We start from the raw sequence: 22,930 nt of genomic DNA on the forward strand, positions 1-22,930 counted from the left end.
ATGTTTGACGCCGCCCCCATAAAAAAAGTCTCGGTGGTTATTCCTGTCTATAACGAACAGGAAAGCCTGCCGGAATTGATAAGACGCACCACCACCGCCTGCGAGAGTCTGGGCAAAGCGTGGGAGATTTTATTGATAGATGATGGTAGCAGCGATAGCTCGGCGGAGCTGATGGTTAAGGCGTCCCAGGAGGCCGATAGCCATATCATCTCTATTTTACTCAACCGTAACTACGGTCAACATGCAGCGATTATGGCGGGGTTTAGCCATGTAAGCGGCGATCTTATCATTACGCTGGATGCCGATCTGCAAAACCCGCCGGAAGAGATCCCACGTCTGGTGGCGAAAGCCGATGAAGGGTTCGATGTGGTAGGCACCGTGCGCCAGAACCGACAGGACAGCCTGTTTCGCAAATCGGCGTCAAAAATCATTAATCTACTGATCCAGCGCACAACGGGCAAAGCGATGGGCGATTACGGCTGCATGTTACGCGCCTATCGCCGCCCTATTATCGATACTATGTTGCGCTGCCATGAACGCAGCACCTTTATCCCTATTCTGGCCAACATTTTCGCTCGTCGGGCTACCGAGATCCCGGTGCATCACGCTGAACGTGAATTTGGCGACTCTAAATACAGTTTTATGCGTCTCATTAACCTGATGTATGACCTGGTGACCTGCCTGACGACGACGCCGCTGCGCCTGTTGAGCCTGCTGGGCAGCGTTATCGCCATCGGCGGGTTTAGCCTGTCGGTATTGCTTATTGTACTTCGCCTGGCGCTGGGGCCGCAGTGGGCGGCGGAAGGCGTATTTATGCTCTTTGCCGTCCTGTTTACCTTCATCGGCGCGCAATTCATCGGTATGGGACTGCTGGGCGAATACATCGGTCGCATTTATAACGATGTCCGCGCCCGCCCCCGCTATTTTGTTCAACAAGTTATCTACCCGGAAAGCACGCCGTTTACTGAGGAAAGTCACCAATGAAAGCCGTTATTTTTGCCTATCACGATATGGGATGTCAGGGTGTGCAGGCCGTACTGGATGCCGGGTATGAGATTGCCGCGATTTTTACTCATGCCGACAATCCTGCGGAAAACACCTTTTTTGGCTCCGTCTCCCGGCTGGCGGCAGAATTAGGGATTCCGGTTTATGCACCGGATAACGTAAACCATCCTATCTGGGTCGACCGCATCGCTGAGCTTGCGCCGGATATTATTTTTTCGTTCTATTACCGCAACCTGTTAAGCGAAGAAATTCTGCACCTCGCCCCGGCTGGCGCGTTCAATCTGCACGGTTCTCTATTGCCTGCCTATCGTGGCCGTGCGCCGCTAAACTGGGTTCTGGTTAACGGCGAAAGCGAAACGGGCGTAACGCTGCATCGTATGGTCAAACGTGCCGACGCCGGAGAGATTGTCGCCAGTCAACGCGTCGCTATTGCGCAGGACGATGTTGCGCTTACCCTGCATCATAAGCTATGTCAGGCCGCGCGCCAGTTGCTTAATAGCATCCTGCCCACCATGAAATGCGGCGATATACCTTCTGTTCCTCAGCGTGAGTCTGACGCTACATATTATGGTCGCCGCAGGCCGGAAGATGGCCTTATCGACTGGCACAAACCGGTTTCCACGGTGCATAACCTGGTGCGGGCGGTAGCCGCCCCCTGGCCCGGCGCGTTCAGCTATAACGGCTCGCAAAAATTCACTATCTGGTCTTCCCGAATTTGTCCGGATGCGCAGGGCGCGCTTCCCGGCTCGGTAATTTCGGTCTCTCCGCTGCGGGTCGCCTGCGCCGATGGCGCGCTGGAGATTATTACCGGCCAGGCCGGAGACGGTATTGCTGTACAAGGCTCGCAGCTTGCACAGACGCTTGGTCTGGTGGCGGGCGCGCGTTTGAACCGTCCACCAGCGACCAGCGGTAAACGTCGCATTCGCGTTCTCATCCTCGGCGTCAACGGTTTTATCGGCAATCATTTGACCGAACGGTTACTGAATGAAGAGAATTACGAGGTCTACGGTATGGATATCGGCAGCAACGCCATTAGCCGATTCCTGCTCCACCCTCGCTTTCATTTCGTGGAGGGAGATATCAGCATCCACTCAGAATGGATCGAATATCATGTCAAAAAATGCGATGTCGTACTGCCGCTGGTAGCAATTGCTACCCCGATTGAATACACCCGCAACCCGCTGCGCGTCTTTGAACTTGATTTTGAAGAAAACCTGCGGATTATCCGTTATTGCGTAAAATACCGTAAACGCGTGGTTTTCCCGTCTACCTCTGAAGTGTACGGCATGTGTACGGACGCCTCTTTTGACGAGGACAAATCGAATCTGATCGTCGGGCCGGTGAATAAGCCACGCTGGATTTATTCCGTTTCCAAACAGCTTCTCGACCGGGTGATTTGGGCTTATGGCGAAAAAGAGGGATTGCGCTTCACGCTTTTCCGTCCCTTTAACTGGATGGGGCCGCGGCTGGATAGCCTGAACGCGGCGCGTATCGGCAGTTCGCGCGCGATAACACAGTTGATTCTGAACCTGGTAGAAGGGACGCCGATCAAGCTTATCGACGGCGGTCAGCAGAAACGCTGTTTCACCGATATTCGCGATGGGATCGAAGCATTATTCCGCATTATTGTGAATGATGGCGATCGGTGCGATGGCAAAATCATTAATATCGGCAACCCTGACAACGAAGCCAGTATTCAGGAACTGGCGACGCTGTTGCTCGACAGTTTTGATAAGCATCCGCTGCGCTGCCATTTCCCACCGTTTGCCGGTTTCCAGGTCGTCGAAAGCCGTAGTTATTACGGCAAGGGTTATCAGGATGTCGCACACCGGAAACCCAGTATCGACAATGCCAGGCGCTGTCTGGGCTGGGAACCGTCTATTGCGATGCGTGATACGGTTGAAGAAACGCTGGACTTCTTCCTGCGCAGCGTAGATGTCGCGGAACGCGCATCATGACGAAAGTCGGTTTACGCATTGATGTTGATACCTTGCGAGGAACGCGTGAAGGTGTTCCCCGGCTGCTGGCGACATTGCATCGCCACGGCGTTCAGGCCAGCTTTTTCTTCAGCGTCGGGCCGGACAATATGGGACGTCATCTTTGGCGTCTGATAAGACCGCGATTTTTATGGAAAATGCTACGTTCAAACGCCGCCTCGCTCTACGGTTGGGATATCCTGCTGGCCGGCACCGCCTGGCCGGGAAAAAATATCGGCAACGCCAATGCCGGGATTATTCGTGAAACGGCAACATACCATGAGACGGGACTACATGCCTGGGATCACCATGCGTGGCAGACTCACAGCGGCCACTGGAGTATCCGCCAGCTTGAAGAAGATATTGCACGCGGCATAACGGCGCTTGAGGCCATTATCGGAAAACCCGTCACCTGCTCAGCCGCGGCTGGCTGGCGAGCGGATGGGCGCGTTGTTCGTGCGAAAGAGCCGTTCAACCTGCGGTATAACAGCGATTGCCGTGGAACCACCTTATTCCGTCCGCTACTGATGCCGGGCCAGACAGGGACGCCGCAAATCCCGGTCACCTTACCCACGTGGGATGAGGTTATCGGCCCCGCGGTTCAGGCGCAGTCGTTCAATACCTGGATTATCTCCCGTATGTTGCAGAACAAAGGCACGCCGGTATATACCATCCATGCGGAAGTCGAAGGCATTGTCCATCAGCCGCTGTTTGAAGATTTGCTCGTTCGTGCACGTGACGCGGGGATCACCTTTTGTCCTCTGGGCGAACTGCTGCCGACATCGCCTGAGTCTCTGCCGTTGGGGCAAATTGTACGTGGACACATCCCTGGCCGTGAAGGTTGGCTGGGGTGCCAACAGGCAGCGAGCGCCTCATGATGAAATCGATACGCTATTATCTGGCTTTCGCCGCGTTTATCGCGCTCTACTATGTTATTCCTGTCAATAGCCGCCTGCTCTGGCAGCCGGATGAAACGCGCTATGCCGAAATAAGTCGGGAGATGCTGGCGTCTGGCGACTGGATCGTGCCGCATTTTCTGGGATTACGTTATTTTGAAAAACCGATAGCCGGTTACTGGATAAACAGTCTGGGTCAGTGGCTTTTTGGCGCTACCAATTTTGGCGTGCGGGCTGGCGCTATTTTAACGACATTGCTGGCCGCAGCGCTGGTGGCGTGGCTGACGTTCCGCTTATGGCGGGATAAACGTACTGCGTTGCTCGCCTCCGTGATATTTCTCTCCCTCTTTGCCGTTTACAGTATCGGGACGTATGCGGTACTCGACCCGATGATCGCCCTTTGGCTTACGGCCGGGATGTGTTGTTTCTGGCAGGGGATGCAGGCCACGACCCGAACGGGCAAGATTGGGATGTTTTTGCTACTGGGCGCAACCTGCGGTCTGGGTGTATTAACTAAAGGGTTCCTCGCCCTGGCCGTACCGGTGGTGAGCGTGCTGCCGTGGGTTATTGTTCAGAAACGCTGGAAGGACTTTTTGCTATACGGCTGGCTGGCGGTCTTGAGCTGCTTTGTGGTTGTCCTTCCCTGGGCGATCGCCATTGCGCGACGCGAAGCCGATTTCTGGCATTACTTTTTCTGGGTGGAGCATATCCAGCGATTCGCCATGAGCGATGCCCAGCATAAAGCCCCTTTCTGGTACTATCTGCCGGTACTGCTCGCGGGAAGTTTACCGTGGCTGGGGTTACTGCCTGGCGCGCTTAAACTGGGCTGGCGCGAGCGAAACGGCGCATTCTATTTGCTCGGATGGACGATCATGCCGCTTCTCTTTTTCAGCATTGCGAAAGGGAAACTGCCCACCTATGTTCTTTCCTGTTTCGCACCGATAGCGATACTCATGGCGCGCTTCGTCCTGCATAACGTAAAAGAAGGCGTCGCCGCGCTACGTGTCAACGGCGGGATCAACCTGGTGTTCGGGATAATCGGGATCGTCGCGGCGTTTGTCGTCTCCTCATGGGGCCCGCTGAAATCGCCGGTGTGGACGCATATCGAAACCTATAAAGTTTTTTGCGTCTGGGGCGTCTTTACTGTTTGGGCGTTTGTGGGCTGGTATAGCCTCTGTCATAGCCAAAAATACCTATTACCCGCGTTTTGTCCGCTGGGACTGGCGCTGCTGTTCGGCTTTTCCATCCCCGACAGGGTGATGGAGTCCAAACAGCCACAGTTTTTTGTCGAAATGACCCAGGCGCCTTTGGCATCAAGCCGCTATATTCTTGCCGACAACGTGGGCGTCGCCGCCGGGCTGGCCTGGAGTCTGAAACGAGACGATATTATGCTCTACGGACACGCGGGCGAACTCAGGTATGGTCTTAGCTATCCTGATGTGCAGGATAAATTCGTTAAAGCCGACGATTTTAACGCCTGGCTCAACCAGCATCGTCAGGAGGGCATTATTACGCTAGTACTTTCAATAGCCAAAGATGAAGACATCAGCGCTCTTTCCCTTCCCCCTGCGGACAATATTGATTATCAGGGGCGTCTGGTGTTAATTCAGTATCGGCCTAAATGATCGGCGTCGTTCTGGTGCTTGCCAGTCTGCTCAGCGTTGGCGGTCAGCTCTGCCAGAAGCAAGCGACACGGCCATTGACGGCGGGCGGACGCCGCCGTCACCTGATGCTGTGGCTGGGCCTGGCGCTGATATGCATGGGCGCAGCGATGGTGCTGTGGCTGCTGGTGCTACAAACCCTGCCGGTGGGAATTGCTTACCCGATGTTGAGTCTGAATTTTGTCTGGGTCACGCTGGCGGCATGGAAAATCTGGCATGAACAGGTTCCGCCCCGCCACTGGTTGGGCGTCGCATTGATTATCAGCGGCATTATCATTCTGGGGAGTGCGGCATAATGGGCGTAATGTGGGGACTGATAAGCGTTGCGATTGCCTCCCTTGCCCAGTTGAGTTTAGGGTTCGCCATGATGCGGCTGCCATCGATAGCGCATCCACTGGCGTTTATTTCCGGACTGGGCGCTCTTAATGCCGCGACCCTGGCGCTATTCGCCGGTTTGGCGGGGTATCTGGTTTCCGTCTTCTGCTGGCATAAAACATTACACACGCTCGCGCTCAGTAAAGCCTATGCGCTACTGAGTCTCAGCTATGTGCTTGTCTGGGTAGCCTCAATGCTGTTACCCGGTTTGCAAGGCGCTTTCAGCCTAAAAGCGATGCTCGGCGTATTGTGTATTATGGCGGGGGTAATGCTGATTTTTCTGCCCGCCAGATCATGAAGGCTTGCGCGTCAACCTCTGCCATTCGTCGCAGGAATAACAGCGTGCATCAACGATTTTTAAGGTCTGGTGTTTTTCCCGATTAATACAATACTGCGCATCCTGTAAAGGCGACAGGATATCGCCGGGACTCAGTAATATCATGGAATTCGCCTCGGCGATCATTTTTAGCGAACCGCCGCTATCGCACAGCACCAGAACATGGCACGCCCTCTTTTTGACATAATGCGATTTCTTAACCAACCATTCCATAGCGCCCCCGTTTCACGCTGATTGTTCATAACACGTTACACATCAACGGATAAACAAAACGGCAATAGCGATGGAATGGTTGTATATTAACCTAACATTAATTTTTACAGCTCTCACACACCCACTGCTGGAGCGCACGGCGAGATATTTTAATCCCTCCGTTTTTCAGTTCTGACGGCAGCGTCAACCAGCGAACCGGCTGTTGAAAACGCGCCAGCTTATCACGAACCCATTCAGCGAGGTTCACGTCTCCGGCCTGCGATGCATACTCCACAACCGCAACGGGACGATGGCCAAACTCTTTATCTTCTACCGGCACGACAAAGGCTTGTTGCACCAGCGGATGCGCGTTAATAACGCGTTCGACTTCCTCCGGCTGAATGCCTTCGCCGCCGCTAAAGAACAGGTTGTCCAGCCGCCCGGCGATGGTTAGCCTGCCGTGGTTCAGCTCGCCGCGATCGCGCGTGGCAAACCAGCCCTCGTCATTAACCAGCGGGATCAGTTTGCCATCACGCCAGTAACCTTCCGCCATACTGGCGGCGCGCAGCCAGACTTCATTATCGACGATTCTGATCTCTCTGCCGGGGAGCGGCGCGCCCACATCATCCGAACCATCGGCCTCTTTAGCGCATACCGTAGACGCGAACTCCGTGAGCCCATACCCGCACCAGCAACGAATCCCTTGTTTGCTGGCCTGGTCGGTGAGTTCAACCGGAATCACCGCGCCGCCGAGCAAAACGGCTTTCAGCGTCACCGCCGCCCGATTCGCCAGCAGCCGCCATAGCTGCGTCGGCACCAGCGAAGCATGAGTACACCCTGCCAGCATCTGCTCCAGCGGTTGCTTATCGCGTACCGTCATGCGCGCCCCGGCGAAGAGCCAACGCCACATAATACCCTGCCCGGATACATGAAACAGCGGCAGCGATAGCAGCCAGTCATCCTGCGGGCCAAACGGCATTAGCGAAAGCACCCCCTGCGCGCTGGCAAGATGCGCCTGGCACGTATGTACGGCCGCTTTTGGCAATCCTGTGGAACCCGATGTCAGCGTCATGGAAACCAGACGCTGCGATTGCCAGGCCACGGCATACGCCGCTGTGCTCTTTTGTATCTGCAACGCGGTTAACCCGGAAAATACGTTTTCGCCTTCCAGTGTCAGCGCAAAACGCAGCGTTAACTTCGGCACCAGCGCCTCCAGCAACGTCTGGGGCAACTGCGGGTTGACGGGCAGAACCCGCGCGCCGCACTGCATCAGCGCAAGCCATGCCAACAGAGTGCGCGGCTGATTCCCGGCGCGCAGCAGGACACCATCGCCCTCGCGTACGCCCTGCGCGGCAAACCCGCCCGCCAGCGCATCAATACGCTCACAGAGGGCGCGCCAGCTTAGCACTTCATCGTTCAGGCGCAGAGCGGGCGCCTGGCTGCGAACCTGACGCCAGTGGCGCCACGGCCAGTCCGTGAATGTCATAACAGTCGTTCCAGCTCATCACGCTTCAGACACGGCAACGCGCTACCGGGCCAGGGGCGAACCTGTTGCGCCTGCATCAGATGCAAGGTATCCAGTCCGGGCAGCGTTCCCGGCGTCAACCAGGCGGCAATCCGCGCCAGTTGCGTCAGGCCGAGGCTGGACTCGATTGAAGAGCTGATGACCGCCGTCAGTCCCAACGCATGGGCGGCAGCGACTTGCTCACGCACTTTATCAAGCGATCCGGTCAGCGTAGGTTTGATAACCACAGCCCTGACGCCCTCTTCGGCTTCAAAGGTGAAATCCGCTTCGCGCAGACTTTCGTCCCAGGCAATCGCGATGCCGGTTTCACGGGCAAAGGCGCGGGAATCATCCCGCGTCTTACACGGTTCTTCGAGAAAGGCGATACGAGCGCGGTAATCCGGATTAACGTACTTTGCGAACTGTTGGGCTTTTAGCGGCGTCCAGGCGCGATTCGCATCCAGACGCAGATGCAGATCCGGGATCGCCTCCAGCAGCAAATTAACCACCATGCCGTCGCGTACCGCTTCATAGAGACCCACTTTGACCTTAGCTATTTTCTCGCCGGGCATATCGGCAAGCCGCAGCACCAAATCGTCAGGATCGCCAGTGCATAACGGCGCGGCGCGATAGTCCGCCGCCTCCGGCAAGACGCCAGTCAGTTCCGCCAGCGCGCAGCTTGCGCCAAACGCGACCGAAGGCATCTCCGGTAATCCCTCGTTCCCCTGAAGCCAGTCGTTCACCCATGTTAGTAGCGCCGTCTGCGCCTCTTCCCACGTTTCCTGACTGAAGCCCGGCAGCGGGGAGATCTCTCCCCATCCCTCACGCTCGCCGTCACGCAGACAAACATACAGCCCGTCGCGAGTTTTTAACCGCCTGTCGCGCAGAACCACCCCCGCGTCCATGGGGATCTGCCAGCGGTATACCTGCGCGCTACGCATTATGGGTTCCGTTTGAATTTGCTGAAGTCAGGCTGACGCTTCTGGTTAAAGGCGTTACGGCCTTCCTGCCCTTCTTCCGTCATGTAGAACAGCATGGTAGCGTTGCCCGCCAGCTCCTGCAGCCCGGCCTGACCGTCACAATCGGCATTCAGCGCCGCTTTCAGGCAACGCAGCGCCATCGGACTGTTTTGCAACATTTCGCGGCACCAGCGCACGGTCTCTTTTTCCAGATCCGCCAGCGGAACGACGGTGTTAACCAGCCCCATATCCAGCGCCTGTTGCGCATCGTACTGGCGGCACAGGAACCAGATTTCACGCGCTTTCTTCTGACCAACGATACGCGCCATATACGAAGCACCCCAGCCGCCGTCAAAGGAGCCGACTTTCGGACCAGTCTGGCCGAAGATGGCGTTTTCCGCCGCGATGGTCAGGTCACACATCATGTGCAGCACATGACCACCGCCGATGGAATATCCCGCGACCATCGCGACAACCGGTTTTGGACAGGTGCGAATCTGGCGCTGGAAATCCAGCACGTTCAGGTGATGCACGCCGGAGTCATCCTGATAACCGCCGTAATCGCCGCGCACCTTCTGGTCGCCGCCCGCGCAAAACGCTTTATCGCCTTCGCCGGTCAGAATAATCACGCCCACGTTGTCGTCGTAACGGGCATCCGCCAGCGCCTGAATCATCTCTTTTACGGTCAACGGACGAAATGCATTGCGCACCTGCGGACGATTAATGGTGATTTTTGCAATACCGTCGGTGGATTTTTCATAACGAATGTCGGTGTAACCCTCCGAGCAGTCGTGCCATTCTACCGGTGCGTAAAGCATTGTTTCATCAGGATAGATCATAGTGTGTCCTTTAGTCAGAGACGCAGAATCTGAGCCAGACTGTCTACCACGCCAGCGGGGTTTTCCCGATGCGCGTTGTGTCCGGCGTTACGAATAACATGGCATGTCGCCGCCACTTCCTGCGCCAGGGCGCGGAATTTGCTGTCGCGTTCGCCACATAAATAATAAAACGGAAATGCCAGCGCGTTGAGCGCCTCGCGTAAATCCGGCTGGGCGGCAAGCGATGTCGCCTCCAGCATCGCAGCCAGCGTTTCGCCGTTATTCTGGCTACGCAGCGCCGTCAGCGCCTGCCTTTGCTGCGCCGTCAGCGAGGCGAACACCGGCTGCTGATACCAGTCGTGAAAAACCTCAGTCAGGGGTTCACGACGAAAACGCTCTGCCCAGCGCCCGTCGGACAATCGTCTTTCAGCGCGCGCCTGTTCATTTTGCAGCCCCGGATGACCGCCTTCGACCACCAGGCCGCACAGGCCGGGTATTCCCTGGCAGGCTGCCATCATCGCCACCCGGCCGCCAAGAGAGTATCCCACCAACCAAAACTTTAGTATGTTGTAACTAATTAACGTAGCGCGCAGTAATCTGATGACATCGGCAAAGCCGCCGACCGGAATAGCCGTAGATCCGCCATGTCCCGGTAAGTCAATATAAAGCCGCGAACAGCCGTGAAACTGTTCGCCAACCGACTGCCATTCGCGGCAATCGCCAGAAAAACCGTGCAGGAAAACCAGCGAGGGCGCCCCAGGCTGTCCGGGCATGTGCTGCGCGTGCAACATCATAGATGGCTTACCTGAGCCAAAAGTTGCTGCAACGTCTGCGCGCCATCCGTATCGTTTACCACCAGCTCAATCACCGTTGTCGCCGGGGTTCGCCACGCGCCAGCCAGCACAGACTCCAGTTCTTCCCAGTTTTCCGGGCGATGATAGCGCAGGTTAAACATGGCGGCCGCATGGTCAAAATGGACGTTTTGCGGCATCAAATAAAAGCGCTCACGTTTGCTTTGCGGCGTCGGCAGCAGGGAAAAGATCTGCCCGCCGTTATTGTTGACCACAATCAACACAAACGGCGCGGATACCTGACGTAGTAACGCCAGCGCGTTAAGATCGTACAGCGCGGATAAATCGCCGACGATAGCCAGCGTCGATTTGGCGCTGGCGCGCTGCACGCCCGCCGCTGTGGAAAGCAGGCCGTCAATGCCGCTCGCCCCGCGATTGCTGTATACCGGATAGCCAGCCGGCAACTGCGACAGCGCGTCGATCAGACGCACCACCAGACTATTGCCCACGAACAATTGCCCCTGCTCCGGCAGATAGTCACGGATACGGTGCGCCAGCTGCGCTTCGCCAAAGGTGTCTCGCTGCGCGACCACCCGTTGCCACGCCAGTTCCGCCAGACGCGGGATCTCTACACACCACGGTTTACGTTTTTCCGCCGGATGCATCTCCAGCCAGTCAGCGATTTTCGCTACCAGTCTGCGTCCACGATGGTGCGCCGGGTCCAGACGACCTTCAATATTGTCGATTACCCAGTACTCTTCCGGCTCGCAGGTTGCCTGCCATTGCAGTAAGCGTTTTCCGGTAAGGCTACTGCCAAGCTGGACGACAATCTGCGCCTGCTGCAGTTCGGTCACCGCTTTGGCGTTGCCGAGCCACAGGTCGGCGCACGGCAGCGGCTGCCCGGTTTGCGACAATACGTCGCCAATTAATGGCCATCCCAGAGTTTGCGCCCACTGCGCCACTTTTTTGCCTTCTTCCGCGCTCATACGCCCGGCGACGACGACGCCGCGTTTTTGTCGCCAGAAGAACCAGTCGCGCTGTTTGTCGCTTGCCAGTCGACGCGCTTCGCGCAGCCAGGGTTTTTCATCCTGCCACCAGTCGCCGAGACGCTGCTGCCAGACCAGACCGGTGTCATTCATATCGCCATACAGCGGTTCGGCAAAAGGACAATTAATGTGCAGCGCGCCCGCATGAAGCATGGCGAGCGCATTATCGATGGTCGACACCAGCCAGCGCGCCGGAATATCCTGCGTGGGACGCGGCAACGACAGAGTTTGGGAGGGGTGCGAGGCAAACATCCCCGCCTGACGGATCGCCTGGTTGGCGCCGCAGTCAATCAGCTCCGGCGGGCGATCGGCGGTAAGTAAAATGAGCTTCTCGCCCGTCAGACCCGCCTCAATCAGTGCCGGATAGAGGTTCGCCACGGCGGTACCTGAAGTGACAATAACGGCAACAGGCTGTTGGCTGACTTTCGCCAGCCCTAACGCCAGATGACCAAGCCCACGCTCATCAAAGTGCGTATGGTGGATAAAAGCAGGATTCTCTGCCGCCGCCAACGTGAGCGGCGTGGAACGGGAACCAGGGGCGATACAAACATGCCTGACGCCATGACGGGTTAAGGCTTCCAGGATGACCGCCGCCCAGCGCCGGTTAAATGCACTTACTGACATGAGTTTGTCCGGTATCAATCATTGGGACTAAGTATAAAGAGCTGCAAAAATGGATTATTGATATGGGTCGGGAATATGTGACTCATTACGCATCCATCTGCAATAAGGTACGTAACCCGGCCGCTTTATTATCTATTTCCTGCCATTCCTGTTCCGGATCGGAGCCGCGGACGATTCCCGCGCCGGCATACAATCGCACCACATTGGCCGTCACTTTGGCTGAACGTAACGTCACGCAAAACTCACTTTGCCGCGTGGAGAGATAGCCTGCCGACCCGGCATACCATTCACGTTCGAACGGCTCATGTTGTTCTATAAAACAACGCGCGGGTTCACGAGGGATCCCGGCGACCGCTGCGGTAGGCTGTAACTGGTGCAGGCAGAGCGTGTCGTCCGCCTGATTAAGCGCCGTCCAGATACAGCGGCGCAAATGCTGTACCTTGCGCAGTCTGAGCACCTGCGGCGGCAGCACATCCAGCGAGTGGGTGCAGTTTTGCAGTCGCTGGCAGATGTCTTCGACAACCAGCATATTTTCTCGCTGGTTTTTATCGTCTTTCATTAACCATTCGCCAAGCTGCCAGGCTTTATGGTTATCCGGATGGTTCGCCACCGTCCCGGCCAGCGCTTCGGTACGCAGCGCCGTTTCACGCCGCCGCCAGAGCCGCTCCGGCGATGATCCCAAAAAGGCGGTATCGGCGGAAAAGGCCATAAAAAAGTGGTAGCAGTTGAGATTTAAACGACGACTGGACGCCATCATCGCGGCGGCATTGACCGGACGGGAGAATTGTAAGTCGGTGGCCCGCGCCAGCACAACTTTATCAAACGCCTCTTGCGCAATGGTGTGGGTGGCCTGCTGAATCAGCTTCACCCAACCGTCTTTGTCCGGCCAGTGTTGTTCGCTCGTGAGCGAAAGGCGCAGCGCCGGAACAGGCTTAATACCGACCAGAGAAGCGAGAAACGCTTTCGCCTGGCGCGCATCATCGCGTAGCGAAACGTCACTGTGCAGATGTAAGCGTAAGGTCGCCGTACCCCCGCTACGTCGCCACTCCAGCCGTGGCAGCAATAAGTAGCCCTCTTTCGGCTCGAACGCATTCAGCCCCCAAATACGCAGATCAGGCTGCGCGTGCTGACGTAAAAACCGTTGCGCCAGATCGAGCGATGAAAAGACGGTGATGGCCCCGAGAACGGCAGCTTCTTCGTCGCCATTACGCTGTTGCCAGTAGAATTGCGGAAAGGATGACTGGCTGGCCAGCCAGCTCAATGCATCGAAGGCATCGTTTAAAGGGAAAGGCGCATCGAAAATGCAAAGCCCTGGCGTCGCCGGTATCTCTTGCGATAGCTGACGCGTCAGATTTTCCAGCGCAGTAGTAATAGAATGCACGCGGACCCTCCCTGTTAAAAACCCCACATTATACGGGGTACTGCCCTAAAAAAGCAGTACCTCATTTAGGGAGGGTTGCAATTCTGTTCAGTGGGGGGATTTAGCGCCGCGCCAGCAGCAGTCCAAGTACCAGTCCTACCGCCGCGCCTACGCCAATACCCTGCCAGGGTTTTTCATGAACGTAGTCATCCGCTTTATAAACGGCCTGCTTTGCCCTGTAATAATAGCTATCCGACGCATGGCTTACGCGGTTTTTCACCTCTTCCAGCGCTTGTTCCGCGCGGGCTTTCAGCTCAATGTATTTTTGATCGGCGGGATCGCCTGAGGAACGTAAAATCTCTTCCAGCGTTTCGCTGAGCAAAGTCAGATCATCATCAACACGTGATTCACCAAATTGATATGACATTCTCATTCTCCGTTGTGTTAACACCTGCTCCTAACTATAGTCAACGGTTTCGGTTTATGCCTGATGAACCTCCCGCGCCATTCCCCGGTGCGGAATGCCGTCTTCGTCATAAACATCGGTGACGGGAATAAAACCAAACCGCGCATAAAAAGGTTGCAGATGCGCCTGCGCCCCCAGATATAGCGGCTTATCCGGCCAGTGCCGCCCACAAGATTCCAGCGTTTTCGCCATTAATTGCTGGCCCAGTTTCGCCCCTCGCCAGGCGTCGCTGACGATCACCCGGCCAATGACAACCGGGTCTGATTCGTTATCGCTTTTCAGAATCCTCGCATACGCCACCAGCTCATCCTGATGCCAGCCCAGAATATGCCGATTGTCGCCGACTAAATCATCGCCATCCACATCCAGGTAAGGACAGCGCTGTTCTACCACAAAGACCGCGCAGCGCAATTTGAGTAACGCGTAAAGTTGAGGAACGGTAAGTTCGCTATGGTGGAGATCCTGCCAGTCAATCATGATGCGCTCCTGTGTTGTGGTAATCTTGGGTTAAACGATAACCAAACGTGTATGGACAAGATGGAATTAATTTTTTTAGGTACGTCCGCAGGCGTTCCCACGCGCTCACGCAATGTAACGGCAATTTTATTACATCTGCAACATCCAACGCAGCCGGGAGTATGGCTTTTTGATTGCGGCGAAGGGACACAGCATCAAATGCTTAATACCGCGTTTCATCCCGGTAAGCTTGAGCGCATTTTTATCAGCCATCTTCACGGCGATCATCTGTTTGGCCTGCCGGGTCTGCTATGCAGCCGGTCGATGGCGGGGAACCCCCATCCGCTAACCGTATACGGGCCTCAAGGCGTGCGTGAGTTTATTGCAACCACACTGCGTCTTAGCGGTTCATGGACCGATTTTCCGTTGCAAATTGAAGAAATTAGCGCAGGCGATATTCTTGACGACGGTCTGCGTAAAGTGACCGCATTCAGGCTGGAGCATCCACTGGAGTGCTACGGATATCGCGTTGTTGAACATGACAAGCCTGGCGCGCTGAATGCCAGGGCGTTAAAAGCCGCAGGCGTTACGCCCGGCCCGCTGTTTCAGGCGTTGAAGGCAGGAAAAACCGTCACACTTGCCGATGGAAGGCAGATCAATGGCGCCGACTACCTTGCTCCCGCCGTGGCCGGGAAATCAGTGGCGATTTTCGGCGATACCGCGCCCTGCGAGGCCGCCCTCGCGCTGGCGCAGGGCGTGGATGTGATGGTCCATGAAACCACGCTGGATGCGTCAATGGAGGAGAAAGCCAACGCCCGCGGACACAGCTCCACCCGTCAAACCGCGACGCTGGCGCGGGAAGCTGCCGTCGGTCGGCTGATCATGACCCATATTAGCTCACGCTATGACGATAAAGGCTGTCAGCGCTTACTGGCGGAATGCCGTGCTATTTTCCCGGCGACGGAGCTGGCTTACGATTTTTCTGTTTTCCCGGTTTAGCGCTCCATTTTTTGTCCTCATTGCCGATAACACTAAAAAAGGCAGGCTTTCATAATGAGGTTAGGATGGACAATTTTCAGAAAGATATTGATGACAGGGCCAATTTAACCCTGTCCAACCGTTTTGAACTGCTGTTATTCCGTCTTGGTACATCGCTGCATGAACAGAAGTCAGAGCTGTTCGGCATCAATGTATTTAAGCTGCGCGAAATCGTACCGATGCCCGCCTTTACACGCCCGGCAGGCATGAAAGCGCCGCTATTGGGCATGGTCAATATTCGGGATCAGGTCATTCCAGTGATTGATTTGCCAGCGGTAGCGGGCTGCAAGCCGGAAACCGGGCTGAATATTTTGCTGATCACCGAATATGCGCGCAGCGTACAGGCATTTGCCGTCGAGTCGGTGGAAAATATTATGCGTCTTGACTGGCAACAGGTGCATACCGCCGAGAAAGCCGTCAACGGTCGCTACATCACCAGTATTGCCTGCCTGGATGACAACAAAGAAACCAACAACCTGGCGCTGGTGCTCGACGTTGAGCAGATTCTTTATGATATTGTCCCCTCCAGCCACGATCTGCGCGCCACCAATCTGAAGACCAATAAATTTTATATTACCCCAGGCGCGGTAGCCATTGTGGCGGAAGACTCCAAAGTCGCCCGCGCGATGCTGGAAAAAGGGCTGAACGCGATGGGAATTCCGCACCAGATGCATGTGACCGGCAAGGATGCATGGGAGAGAATCCAGCAACTGGCGCAGGAAGCGGAGGCCGAAGGTAAGCCAATTAGCGAGAAAATCGCGCTGGTCCTGACAGATCTTGAGATGCCGGAGATGGATGGCTTTACGTTAACGCGTAAAATTAAAACCGATGAACGGCTGAAAAAGATCCCGGTCGTTATTCACTCTTCCCTTTCCGGCAGCGCCAACGAAGATCATATACGTAAGGTGAAGGCCGACGGCTACGTGGCCAAGTTTGAGATTAACGAACTCTCTTCGGTCATTCAGGAAGTGCTGGAGCGCGCAGCAACAAACAGCCAGGGACCACTGATCAGCCGCAAAAGCGCCTGACGTAACAGGGGATGCCTACAGTACAGGCATCCCCTGACGCTTAGTGAGACAAGCCTTCCGCCAGTTTTACCAGTTTAATAAACTCCGCGCGATAGCCTTGTCTATCTTCCCCGCGCGCCTGTTCACCCCATTTAATAATTTGCGGCCAGGTCGTATCTGCCAGCGTTTCTGAGCCACGCAGTTTTTGCCCGAAAGCCGCTACCGCCGCGCGGAAACGAAAATCTTCAGAGGCGTCAGCAAAGATCGGCATCTTTCCCATAACGACCGGGAACTCGGCTAATGTACTTTCGCTGCCCTGCGGCGCTTTCCAGCGCAATTTGATCCACGCCAGCTCGCTTGATTTTGTTGTCTTTGAGGCAGCTTTGTCCTGAGCGTAGCGCAGTTTATCCACCGAAGCTTTCTGCCCGTTAAGCGTCAGTTCAAAGAATAGCGTGACGTGTTTACCCGCGCCGATATCACCGGCATCAATCTTATCGTTATTGAAATCCTCGTCGCGCAGTTGGCGTTTTTCATAACCAATCTGCCGGTACTCAGTCACCCACTGCGGATTAAATTCGATTTGCGATTTTACATCTTTGGCAACGGTGACCAGCGTTTGATGCATCTCATCTTTGAGGACTTTTTGCGCCTCGGAGAGGGAGTCGATGTAGCTGTAATTGCCGTTACCCACATCAGCAATTCTCACCATCATGGCTTCGTTGAAATTGTCATCGCCGACGCCCAGCGTAGATAAGGTAATACCTTTCTCGCGCTCTTTTTTTACCAGCGCTTCGATGTCTTTGGGATCGGTAATACCGAGGTTAAAATCACCGTCGGTGGTCAACAAAATGCGGTTAACGCCGCCTTTGATAAACCCTTTTTCGGCCTGCTCGTAGGCTAGTCGTAATCCCGCTTCACCACCGGTACTCCCGTAAGCATCCAGATTATCAATTGCCGCTTTAATCGCGGTTGTGTTATTTCCCGCTGTAGACGCCAGCGCGACGTGAGTGCCGCCCGCGTAGGTCACAATCGTGATGTTATCCTGCGCACGCAGATCGTTCACCAACAGTTTTAGCGCCGACCGGATCAACGGCAGGCGTTCCGCTGGCTGCATAGAGCCGGAAGTATCAATGAGAAAAACCAGGTTGGCAGGTGGTAGATCTCTGGTCTGCATGTCCCGGGCCTGAACATCAACTTTTAATAGCGTACGCTGCGCGTTCCACGGCGAGGGAGCCAGTTCGTATTTAACCGCAAATGGCATCGGTATACAGGCCGCAATGGGTTTAGTGTTATCCTGCTTATCCGCAACGGGCTGAGGCGCGGGAAAATAGTTGAGCATCTCTTCTACCCGCACGGCTTCCGGCGGCGGCAGTTGTCCCTGATTCAGAAAGCGCCGCACGTTAGCGTAGCTGCCAGTGTCTACATCCAGACTAAACGTGGCGAGCGGCGCCTGACTTACCTGTTTAATCGGATTTTCATCGTAGTGTTCGTAACGCGCGGTCCCCATTACATTACCGCCTTGTGCAGCGAACGCTTTTGATGCCACGGCACGTGTCCGCATTTCATGTTGCGGTGCTTCGGCTGTTGCCAGAGATCCCGCTTTGGGATCTGCCAGAGATGCCGCTTTGGCTTCAGCATTCGCTTTATATTCGGCTGCTTTTTTCGCAGCCTGTTGGGCGGCCTCGGCTTGTCTTTTCTGGACAGTGTCATCCCCGGCCTGAGCGCTATTTTCTTTCTGGATAGCCTGCTCCTGTTTTAACTCAGCCGGATTATTTCCCTGCGGGTCGGAGGGCTCCGGCCCACAGCCCGAGAGAACAACCCCACCCAACAACAGCATTAATGTTTTTCCATTAAGCATACAAATTCCTTTTCAATTATATTCGGGTAATTCTCTGCAGATGTCCTGCATTATATTCCGCTTTACTTTTATTATCAGCATGACGAAAGTAGAAAATGGTATTACCTGAGTTAATAACCATCCATAATAAAAAAGATAATTATATTTTTGAGGCAAATAATATTTACGTTTAAGATGACAGGCTTAATCAGTTGCTGGCGTTCGACCCACAGATTCTGCGTAAAGAACACTATTTACAGGTGACCGATTTACCAAAATTGAATATATAAGATGGGGGACTACCTGCACTGTACCCTCGCCGAGACTTCCTTTTACAACCCACCAGACAGCAATCCATTAAGCCGTGCCGACACTCACGTTATTGATGGAAAGAGATTATATGCCGCCGTCACACGAAATAATGAACTGAGCGCGATCGGACGCCCTGAAAAACGCTGACAGAAATACGCTTCAGATCAAATTTTTCCCATTGAAGTCGATGAATAAACATTTATCCGGGAAACGGGTCACGAAAACAGTTGGGAGAGTTGTTCCACTACCTGCTTGCGGAACCGGATACCGAATGTTGCGTTGCGCTCTACCCAACCTACGCCTCACCCAACGCCTGATGGCGCTTCGCTTATCAGGCCTACGAATTATCCTATATTGATAACCCTGCAGGCCGGATAAGGCGTAGCCGCCATCCGGCATAAATGTTGTACTATGCCTGGTCAGCAACCTACCAGTTATAGCGCATGTTCAGGCTAAAGCTGGCGTCGCCGTAGTCGTTCTTTCCCTTCTGACCGGCGGCCTGGGCGTAGACGCTTAGCCGTTCGCTGACGTTTGCCTGAATCCCCACTTTCACTTCCAAGCGGTCGTTCGGCAAATCCTGCGATACCTTCGTGTCGCCAAAGGTGGCCGAGGCATTGTCGCTGGCGTGCAGCCAGTTGACCTCCATAAACGGCTGGATCCTGCCGCTCTCTTTGTACAGTTTACCGTCCACACGCACGCCTAAGCGCGTCGTCCAGCTATCATCGTTCTGGCCGCTGATGCGGGTGCCGCCATCGTCAATAACCGTGTCGGCGCTGTAGCGCTGCCAGGTGACCTGCGCCTGCGGCGTCAGGCTGACCGTGTTGCGGTTGCTTAACGCAATATCATAACGATAACCCGTTTCCAGCGAGACGGCGTGCGCGGCGGAGTCGTAACGGCTGGCGCTGAGTCCGTCGTTATCCACGCTGTTGTTGTAAGCGCCGTACTGATACCAGCTATCGATGTAAGCCCCGCGATGGCTTTGAGCATCGGCAAACCAGGTGGCGTAGAGGCCGAGGTTGTAGCCGTCCACGCTACCGTTGGCGGAGAACTGGCTGCCGTCCGCCCCCCGGTTGCCGGTGCTGTCGGTGCTGGCGTTGATGTAGCTGCCCATCAGGCCAACGGTGACGCTCTGCGCGCCGTCGCTCCAGGTCAGGATGTCGCCGCCGAGCTGGAACTGCGAGTAGTCGCTGTCGATATCTACATTGCCGTTAACCGCCTGCGATTCGGCTTTACCGGCCTTAAAACGCATCCAGATGCTGCCGTCGGCGGAACGGTACTGGCTGCCTTCCCGGTCATAGAGGGTCTGCATTTGCAGGTTGCGCGCCATCCACTGGTTGCCGAGATAAACGCCAATGTCGGCGCGGTACTGCGGCGCCACGGGCGTGACGTCGCCGCCGTCAGGTGGAGTGATATCGCCGCCATCGTCCGGCGGGGTGACATCGCCGCCATCGTCCGGCGGGGTGACGTCGCCGCCATCGTCCGGCGGGGTGACCTCACCGCCATCGTCAGGCGGGGTGACCTCGCCGCCATCGTCAGGCGGAGTGACATCGCCGCCATCGTCAGGCGGAGTGACGTCGCCGCCGTCGTCAGGCGGAGTGACCTCGCCACCATCGTCAGGCGGAGTAACCTCACCGCCGTCGTCCGGCACGTCATCAGACTCGGAGCGCAAGTACCAGTCGCCGCCGTCTTGTTTCAGCGTGTAGGTCCAGGCGTTAATATCAACATGCCCTTTGTAGAGCCTAAAATCACCGTCAGACTGACCGCCCACCTCAATAACTTCAATACCGTTAACTGTTTGTGCGCCCAGGCCATTGACGTTGGTGATATGCAGCGTGGTGCTGCCGGCGGTGTCGCCGGTGACGATCAGTTTATCGGTGGGCGAGCTGTCATCGCCCAGTTGGGTATTGAGATAGAGATGACCGTCGTTGCCGGTATAGTTTCCCGCGATCGTCAGCGTATTGTTGGGCTGGTCGCTGCCGCTTATCATCGCGCTGCTGTTGACGACATCGCCGTTGACGGTGAACGTATCGACAAAGTACAGGTTGCCCAGATTGTTAACATGGCCGTTCACCGTGGCGTTGTGGCCGCCAAAGGCGGCGTTCGCGGCGATATTAACCGCCTGCGCGCTCCCCGCAGAGCCGATAGTCGCCGTTTCGGCCAGCCATAGCGCGCCCTCCTGCACGTCGGTGTCGCCGCTGTAGGTGTTTTGCGCCCCCAGGATCAGCGTGCCAGCGCCCCGTTTGATGAGCGATTTGCCGTCCCAGTCGGTGGCGCTGTCGGGATTGAGCGTGGCGTCAACGTCCGTCAGCGCGGTGTTCAGCGTGAAGCTATGACCTTGCTCGCTCAGGGTGAAGGTGCCGTGGGCGTCGGTGGCGGCGTTGTCGCTGTCGGCATACCAGGACAGCGAGGCGGTTACGTCATAGCGGGTGTCGTCGTCGGCGTTCACGCGCCCATCGACGGTGAGAAAATCCACCTGTTTGGCGTCCATACCGGCTACGGTGAATTGCGCAAAGTCGCTATTGATGGCGCTGTCCGTGTCAATCAGCGTGTAGGCGTACGCGTCGCGGGTCCAGGATTTCGCCACGTTGCCGATGCCGGTAATATCCAGCGTACCGCCCAGGTTGGCGTGGTCGGCGGTGACGATGGCGCCGCTGTTGCTGTCGATCAGGTGTACGGCCAGGGTGCTGTTCGCCTCCTGCGTTAGCGTATTTGCCCGCAATGCGCTGCCTGCGCCAATTGCGGTGGTGGCGTTATCGTGAGTGGTGAGATTTGCCGTAACGAACTGGCCGCTGGCGTTCAGTTGCAGGCTGGCGTAATTGTCGATATCGCCGCTGCCCAGCGCCTCAACGTTGCTGGCGACCAGCGTACCGTCGCTGATAAGGGTGCCGCCGGTATAAGTATTGCTGCCGGAAAGCGTGAGCGTGCCGTCGCCGGATTTTTCCACCTGGCCGCTGCCGCTGATGGCATTGTCGAACGTGCCGCCTGTGTTCAGTTCCAGCACGGCGTTGTCGGTGACGTCGCCACTTCCCAGCGCGTTGACGTTGCTGGCGACCAGCGTGCCGCTGCTGATAAGGGTGCCGCCGGTGTAAGAATTGGCGCCGGAGAGTGTGAGCGTCTGGTCGCCGGATTTTTCCACGCGGCCCGTACCGCCGATGTTATTGATGAAGTCACCGCCGGTGTTTAGCGCCAGCGTGGCGTTGTCGGTGACGTCGCCGGTACCCAGCGCCTCAACGCTAGTGGCGACCAGCGTGCCGCCGCTGATGGTGGTGCCGCCGCGGTAAGTATTGCTGCCGGAAAGCGTGAGCGCGTCGTCGCCGGATTTCACCACCTGGCCGCTGCCGCTGATGACGTTATCGAACGTACCGCTGGTGTTCAGCTCCAGCGTGGCGTTGTCGGTGACGTCGCCTGTACCCAGCGCCTCAACGTTGCTGGCGACCAGCGTACCGTCGCTGATAAGGGTGCCGCCGGTATAAGTATTGCTGCCGGAAAGCGTGAGCGTCTTGTCGCCGGATTTCACCACCTGGCCGCTGCCGCTGATGGCGTTGTCGAACGTGCCGCCGGTGTTCAGCTCCAGCGTGGCGTTATCGGTGACGTCGCCACTTCCCAGCGCGTCAACGTTAGTGGCAACCAGCGTGCCGCTACTGATAAGGGTGCCACCGGTATAAGAATTGGCGCCGGAGAGCGCGAGCGCGTCGTCGCCGGATTTCACCACTTGCCCGCTGCCGCTGATGTTGTTGGTAAAGTCACCGCCGGTGTTCAGTTCCAGCGTGGCGTTGTTGGTGACGTCGCCAGTCCCCAGCGACTCAACGTTGCTGGCGACCAGCGTGCCGTCGCTGATGAGCGTGCCGCCGCTGTAGCTGTTGGCGCCGGAAAGCGTGAGCATCTTGTCGCCGGATTTGACCACCTGACCGCTGCCGCTGATGGCGTTGTCGAACGTGCCGCTGGTGTTCAACTCCAGAGTGGCGTTGTCAGTGACGTCGCCAGTACCCAGCGCCTCAACGTTGCTGGCGACCAGCGTGCCGCTGCTGATAAGGGTGCCGCCGGTATAAGTATTGCTGCCGGAAAGCGTGAGCGCGTCGTCGCCGGATTTTTCCACTTTGCCGCTACCGCTGATGGCGTTGTCAAAATCGCCGACAGCGTTCAGCGCCAGCGTGGCGTTGTCGGTAATGTCGCCAGTACCCAGCGCGTTCACGTCGTTGGCGACCAGCGTGCCGCCGCTGATAAGGGTGCCGCCGGTATAAGTATTGCTGCCGGAAAGCGTGAGCGCGTC

19 protein-coding genes are annotated in these 22,930 nt (G+C 56.3%); 8 read left to right on the forward strand and 11 right to left on the reverse strand.

All coding sequences use genetic code 11. From position 1 onward, the window contains the following. From arnC to arnF, 6 genes are read left to right on the forward strand one after another with little or no spacing between them, the layout of a single operon-like run. The gene (arnC, locus tag ACH0WD_RS22820; RefSeq protein ID WP_000458893.1) at nucleotides 1-984 is read left to right on the forward strand and encodes an undecaprenyl-phosphate 4-deoxy-4-formamido-L-arabinose transferase; all 984 of its coding nucleotides are present in this window, start codon (nucleotides 1-3) and stop codon (nucleotides 982-984) included. Next, a complete protein-coding gene (arnA, locus tag ACH0WD_RS22825) occupies nucleotides 981-2,963 on the forward strand; it encodes a bifunctional UDP-4-amino-4-deoxy-L-arabinose formyltransferase/UDP-glucuronic acid oxidase ArnA (RefSeq protein WP_000648760.1) in 1,983 nt (660 codons plus the stop codon). Before arnC ends, arnA begins: the two co-directional genes overlap by 4 nt. Beyond that, nucleotides 2,960-3,859, forward strand: a complete 900-nt coding sequence (gene arnD, locus ACH0WD_RS22830; protein ID WP_000169767.1) for a 4-deoxy-4-formamido-L-arabinose-phosphoundecaprenol deformylase — start codon at nucleotides 2,960-2,962, stop codon at nucleotides 3,857-3,859. Before arnA ends, arnD begins: the two co-directional genes overlap by 4 nt. Then, complete coding sequence (gene arnT, locus ACH0WD_RS22835; protein WP_000978050.1) at nucleotides 3,856-5,502, forward strand: lipid IV(A) 4-amino-4-deoxy-L-arabinosyltransferase; 1,647 nt, start codon at nucleotides 3,856-3,858, stop codon at nucleotides 5,500-5,502. The genes arnD and arnT overlap by 4 nt, the downstream gene beginning before the upstream one ends. Next, nucleotides 5,499-5,834: a 4-amino-4-deoxy-L-arabinose-phosphoundecaprenol flippase subunit ArnE gene (gene arnE / locus ACH0WD_RS22840; protein ID WP_000580685.1), complete on the forward strand. Its 336-nt coding sequence runs from the start codon at nucleotides 5,499-5,501 to the stop codon at nucleotides 5,832-5,834. Before arnT ends, arnE begins: the two co-directional genes overlap by 4 nt. After that, the gene (gene arnF / locus ACH0WD_RS22845) at nucleotides 5,834-6,211 is read left to right on the forward strand and encodes a 4-amino-4-deoxy-L-arabinose-phosphoundecaprenol flippase subunit ArnF (protein ID WP_000538696.1); all 378 of its coding nucleotides are present in this window, start codon (nucleotides 5,834-5,836) and stop codon (nucleotides 6,209-6,211) included. Before arnE ends, arnF begins: the two co-directional genes overlap by 1 nt. Here arnF and pmrD read toward each other — a convergent pair. From pmrD to ACH0WD_RS22890, 9 genes are all read right to left on the reverse strand, one after another. Next, nucleotides 6,206-6,463 carry a signal transduction protein PmrD gene (pmrD, locus tag ACH0WD_RS22850; RefSeq protein ID WP_000455132.1) on the reverse strand — a complete coding sequence of 86 codons (258 nt, stop codon included), beginning with the start codon at nucleotides 6,461-6,463 and terminating at the stop codon, nucleotides 6,206-6,208. The two genes, arnF and pmrD, sit on opposite strands and share 6 nt — an antisense overlap. A gap of 97 nt (nucleotides 6,464-6,560) precedes the next feature. Continuing rightward, entirely contained in the window at nucleotides 6,561-7,928 is a 1,368-nt protein-coding gene (gene menE, locus ACH0WD_RS22855) for an o-succinylbenzoate--CoA ligase (protein WP_000144674.1), read from the reverse strand. Next, nucleotides 7,925-8,887, reverse strand: a complete 963-nt coding sequence (gene menC / locus ACH0WD_RS22860) for an o-succinylbenzoate synthase (RefSeq protein WP_001255553.1) — start codon at nucleotides 8,885-8,887, stop codon at nucleotides 7,925-7,927. The genes menE and menC overlap by 4 nt, the downstream gene beginning before the upstream one ends. Then, nucleotides 8,887-9,744: a 1,4-dihydroxy-2-naphthoyl-CoA synthase gene (menB, locus tag ACH0WD_RS22865; protein WP_000640013.1), complete on the reverse strand. Its 858-nt coding sequence runs from the start codon at nucleotides 9,742-9,744 to the stop codon at nucleotides 8,887-8,889. Before menB ends, menC begins: the two co-directional genes overlap by 1 nt. Before the next feature lie 14 nt (nucleotides 9,745-9,758). Then, complete coding sequence (menH, locus tag ACH0WD_RS22870; protein ID WP_000979145.1) at nucleotides 9,759-10,517, reverse strand: 2-succinyl-6-hydroxy-2,4-cyclohexadiene-1-carboxylate synthase; 759 nt, start codon at nucleotides 10,515-10,517, stop codon at nucleotides 9,759-9,761. Beyond that, nucleotides 10,514-12,184 carry a 2-succinyl-5-enolpyruvyl-6-hydroxy-3-cyclohexene-1-carboxylic-acid synthase gene (gene menD, locus ACH0WD_RS22875; RefSeq protein ID WP_000116385.1) on the reverse strand — a complete coding sequence of 557 codons (1,671 nt, stop codon included), beginning with the start codon at nucleotides 12,182-12,184 and terminating at the stop codon, nucleotides 10,514-10,516. Before menD ends, menH begins: the two co-directional genes overlap by 4 nt. 85 nt (nucleotides 12,185-12,269) lie before the next feature. Further along, nucleotides 12,270-13,565, reverse strand: a complete 1,296-nt coding sequence (gene menF / locus ACH0WD_RS22880; protein WP_000555666.1) for an isochorismate synthase MenF — start codon at nucleotides 13,563-13,565, stop codon at nucleotides 12,270-12,272. Between the two features lie 100 nt (nucleotides 13,566-13,665). After that, nucleotides 13,666-13,971 carry a stress response protein ElaB gene (gene elaB / locus ACH0WD_RS22885; RefSeq protein ID WP_001519663.1) on the reverse strand — a complete coding sequence of 102 codons (306 nt, stop codon included), beginning with the start codon at nucleotides 13,969-13,971 and terminating at the stop codon, nucleotides 13,666-13,668. Between the two features lie 54 nt (nucleotides 13,972-14,025). Beyond that, the gene (locus ACH0WD_RS22890; protein WP_000568155.1) at nucleotides 14,026-14,487 is read right to left on the reverse strand and encodes a GNAT family N-acetyltransferase; all 462 of its coding nucleotides are present in this window, start codon (nucleotides 14,485-14,487) and stop codon (nucleotides 14,026-14,028) included. Nucleotides 14,488-14,547: 60 nt separating this feature from the next. On the opposite strand from ACH0WD_RS22890, the gene rbn reads away from it, so the two are divergent. Further along, the gene (gene rbn, locus ACH0WD_RS22895; protein ID WP_000419093.1) at nucleotides 14,548-15,465 is read left to right on the forward strand and encodes a ribonuclease BN; all 918 of its coding nucleotides are present in this window, start codon (nucleotides 14,548-14,550) and stop codon (nucleotides 15,463-15,465) included. 65 nt (nucleotides 15,466-15,530) lie between these two features. Beyond that, entirely contained in the window at nucleotides 15,531-16,532 is a 1,002-nt protein-coding gene (locus ACH0WD_RS22900; RefSeq protein ID WP_000368558.1) for a chemotaxis protein, read from the forward strand. 40 nt (nucleotides 16,533-16,572) lie between these two features. On the opposite strand, the gene ACH0WD_RS22905 is transcribed toward ACH0WD_RS22900, so the two are convergent. After that, entirely contained in the window at nucleotides 16,573-18,369 is a 1,797-nt protein-coding gene (locus ACH0WD_RS22905) for a VWA domain-containing protein (protein WP_000931754.1), read from the reverse strand. 718 nt (nucleotides 18,370-19,087) lie between these two features. After that, a partial coding sequence (locus ACH0WD_RS22910) for an autotransporter outer membrane beta-barrel domain-containing protein (protein ID WP_395202440.1) occupies nucleotides 19,088-22,930 on the reverse strand: 3,843 nt, incomplete at its 5' end.

The organism is Salmonella sp. 2020_1395, from assembly GCF_043848115.1.
Lineage (GTDB): Bacteria > Pseudomonadota > Gammaproteobacteria > Enterobacterales > Enterobacteriaceae > Salmonella > Salmonella enterica.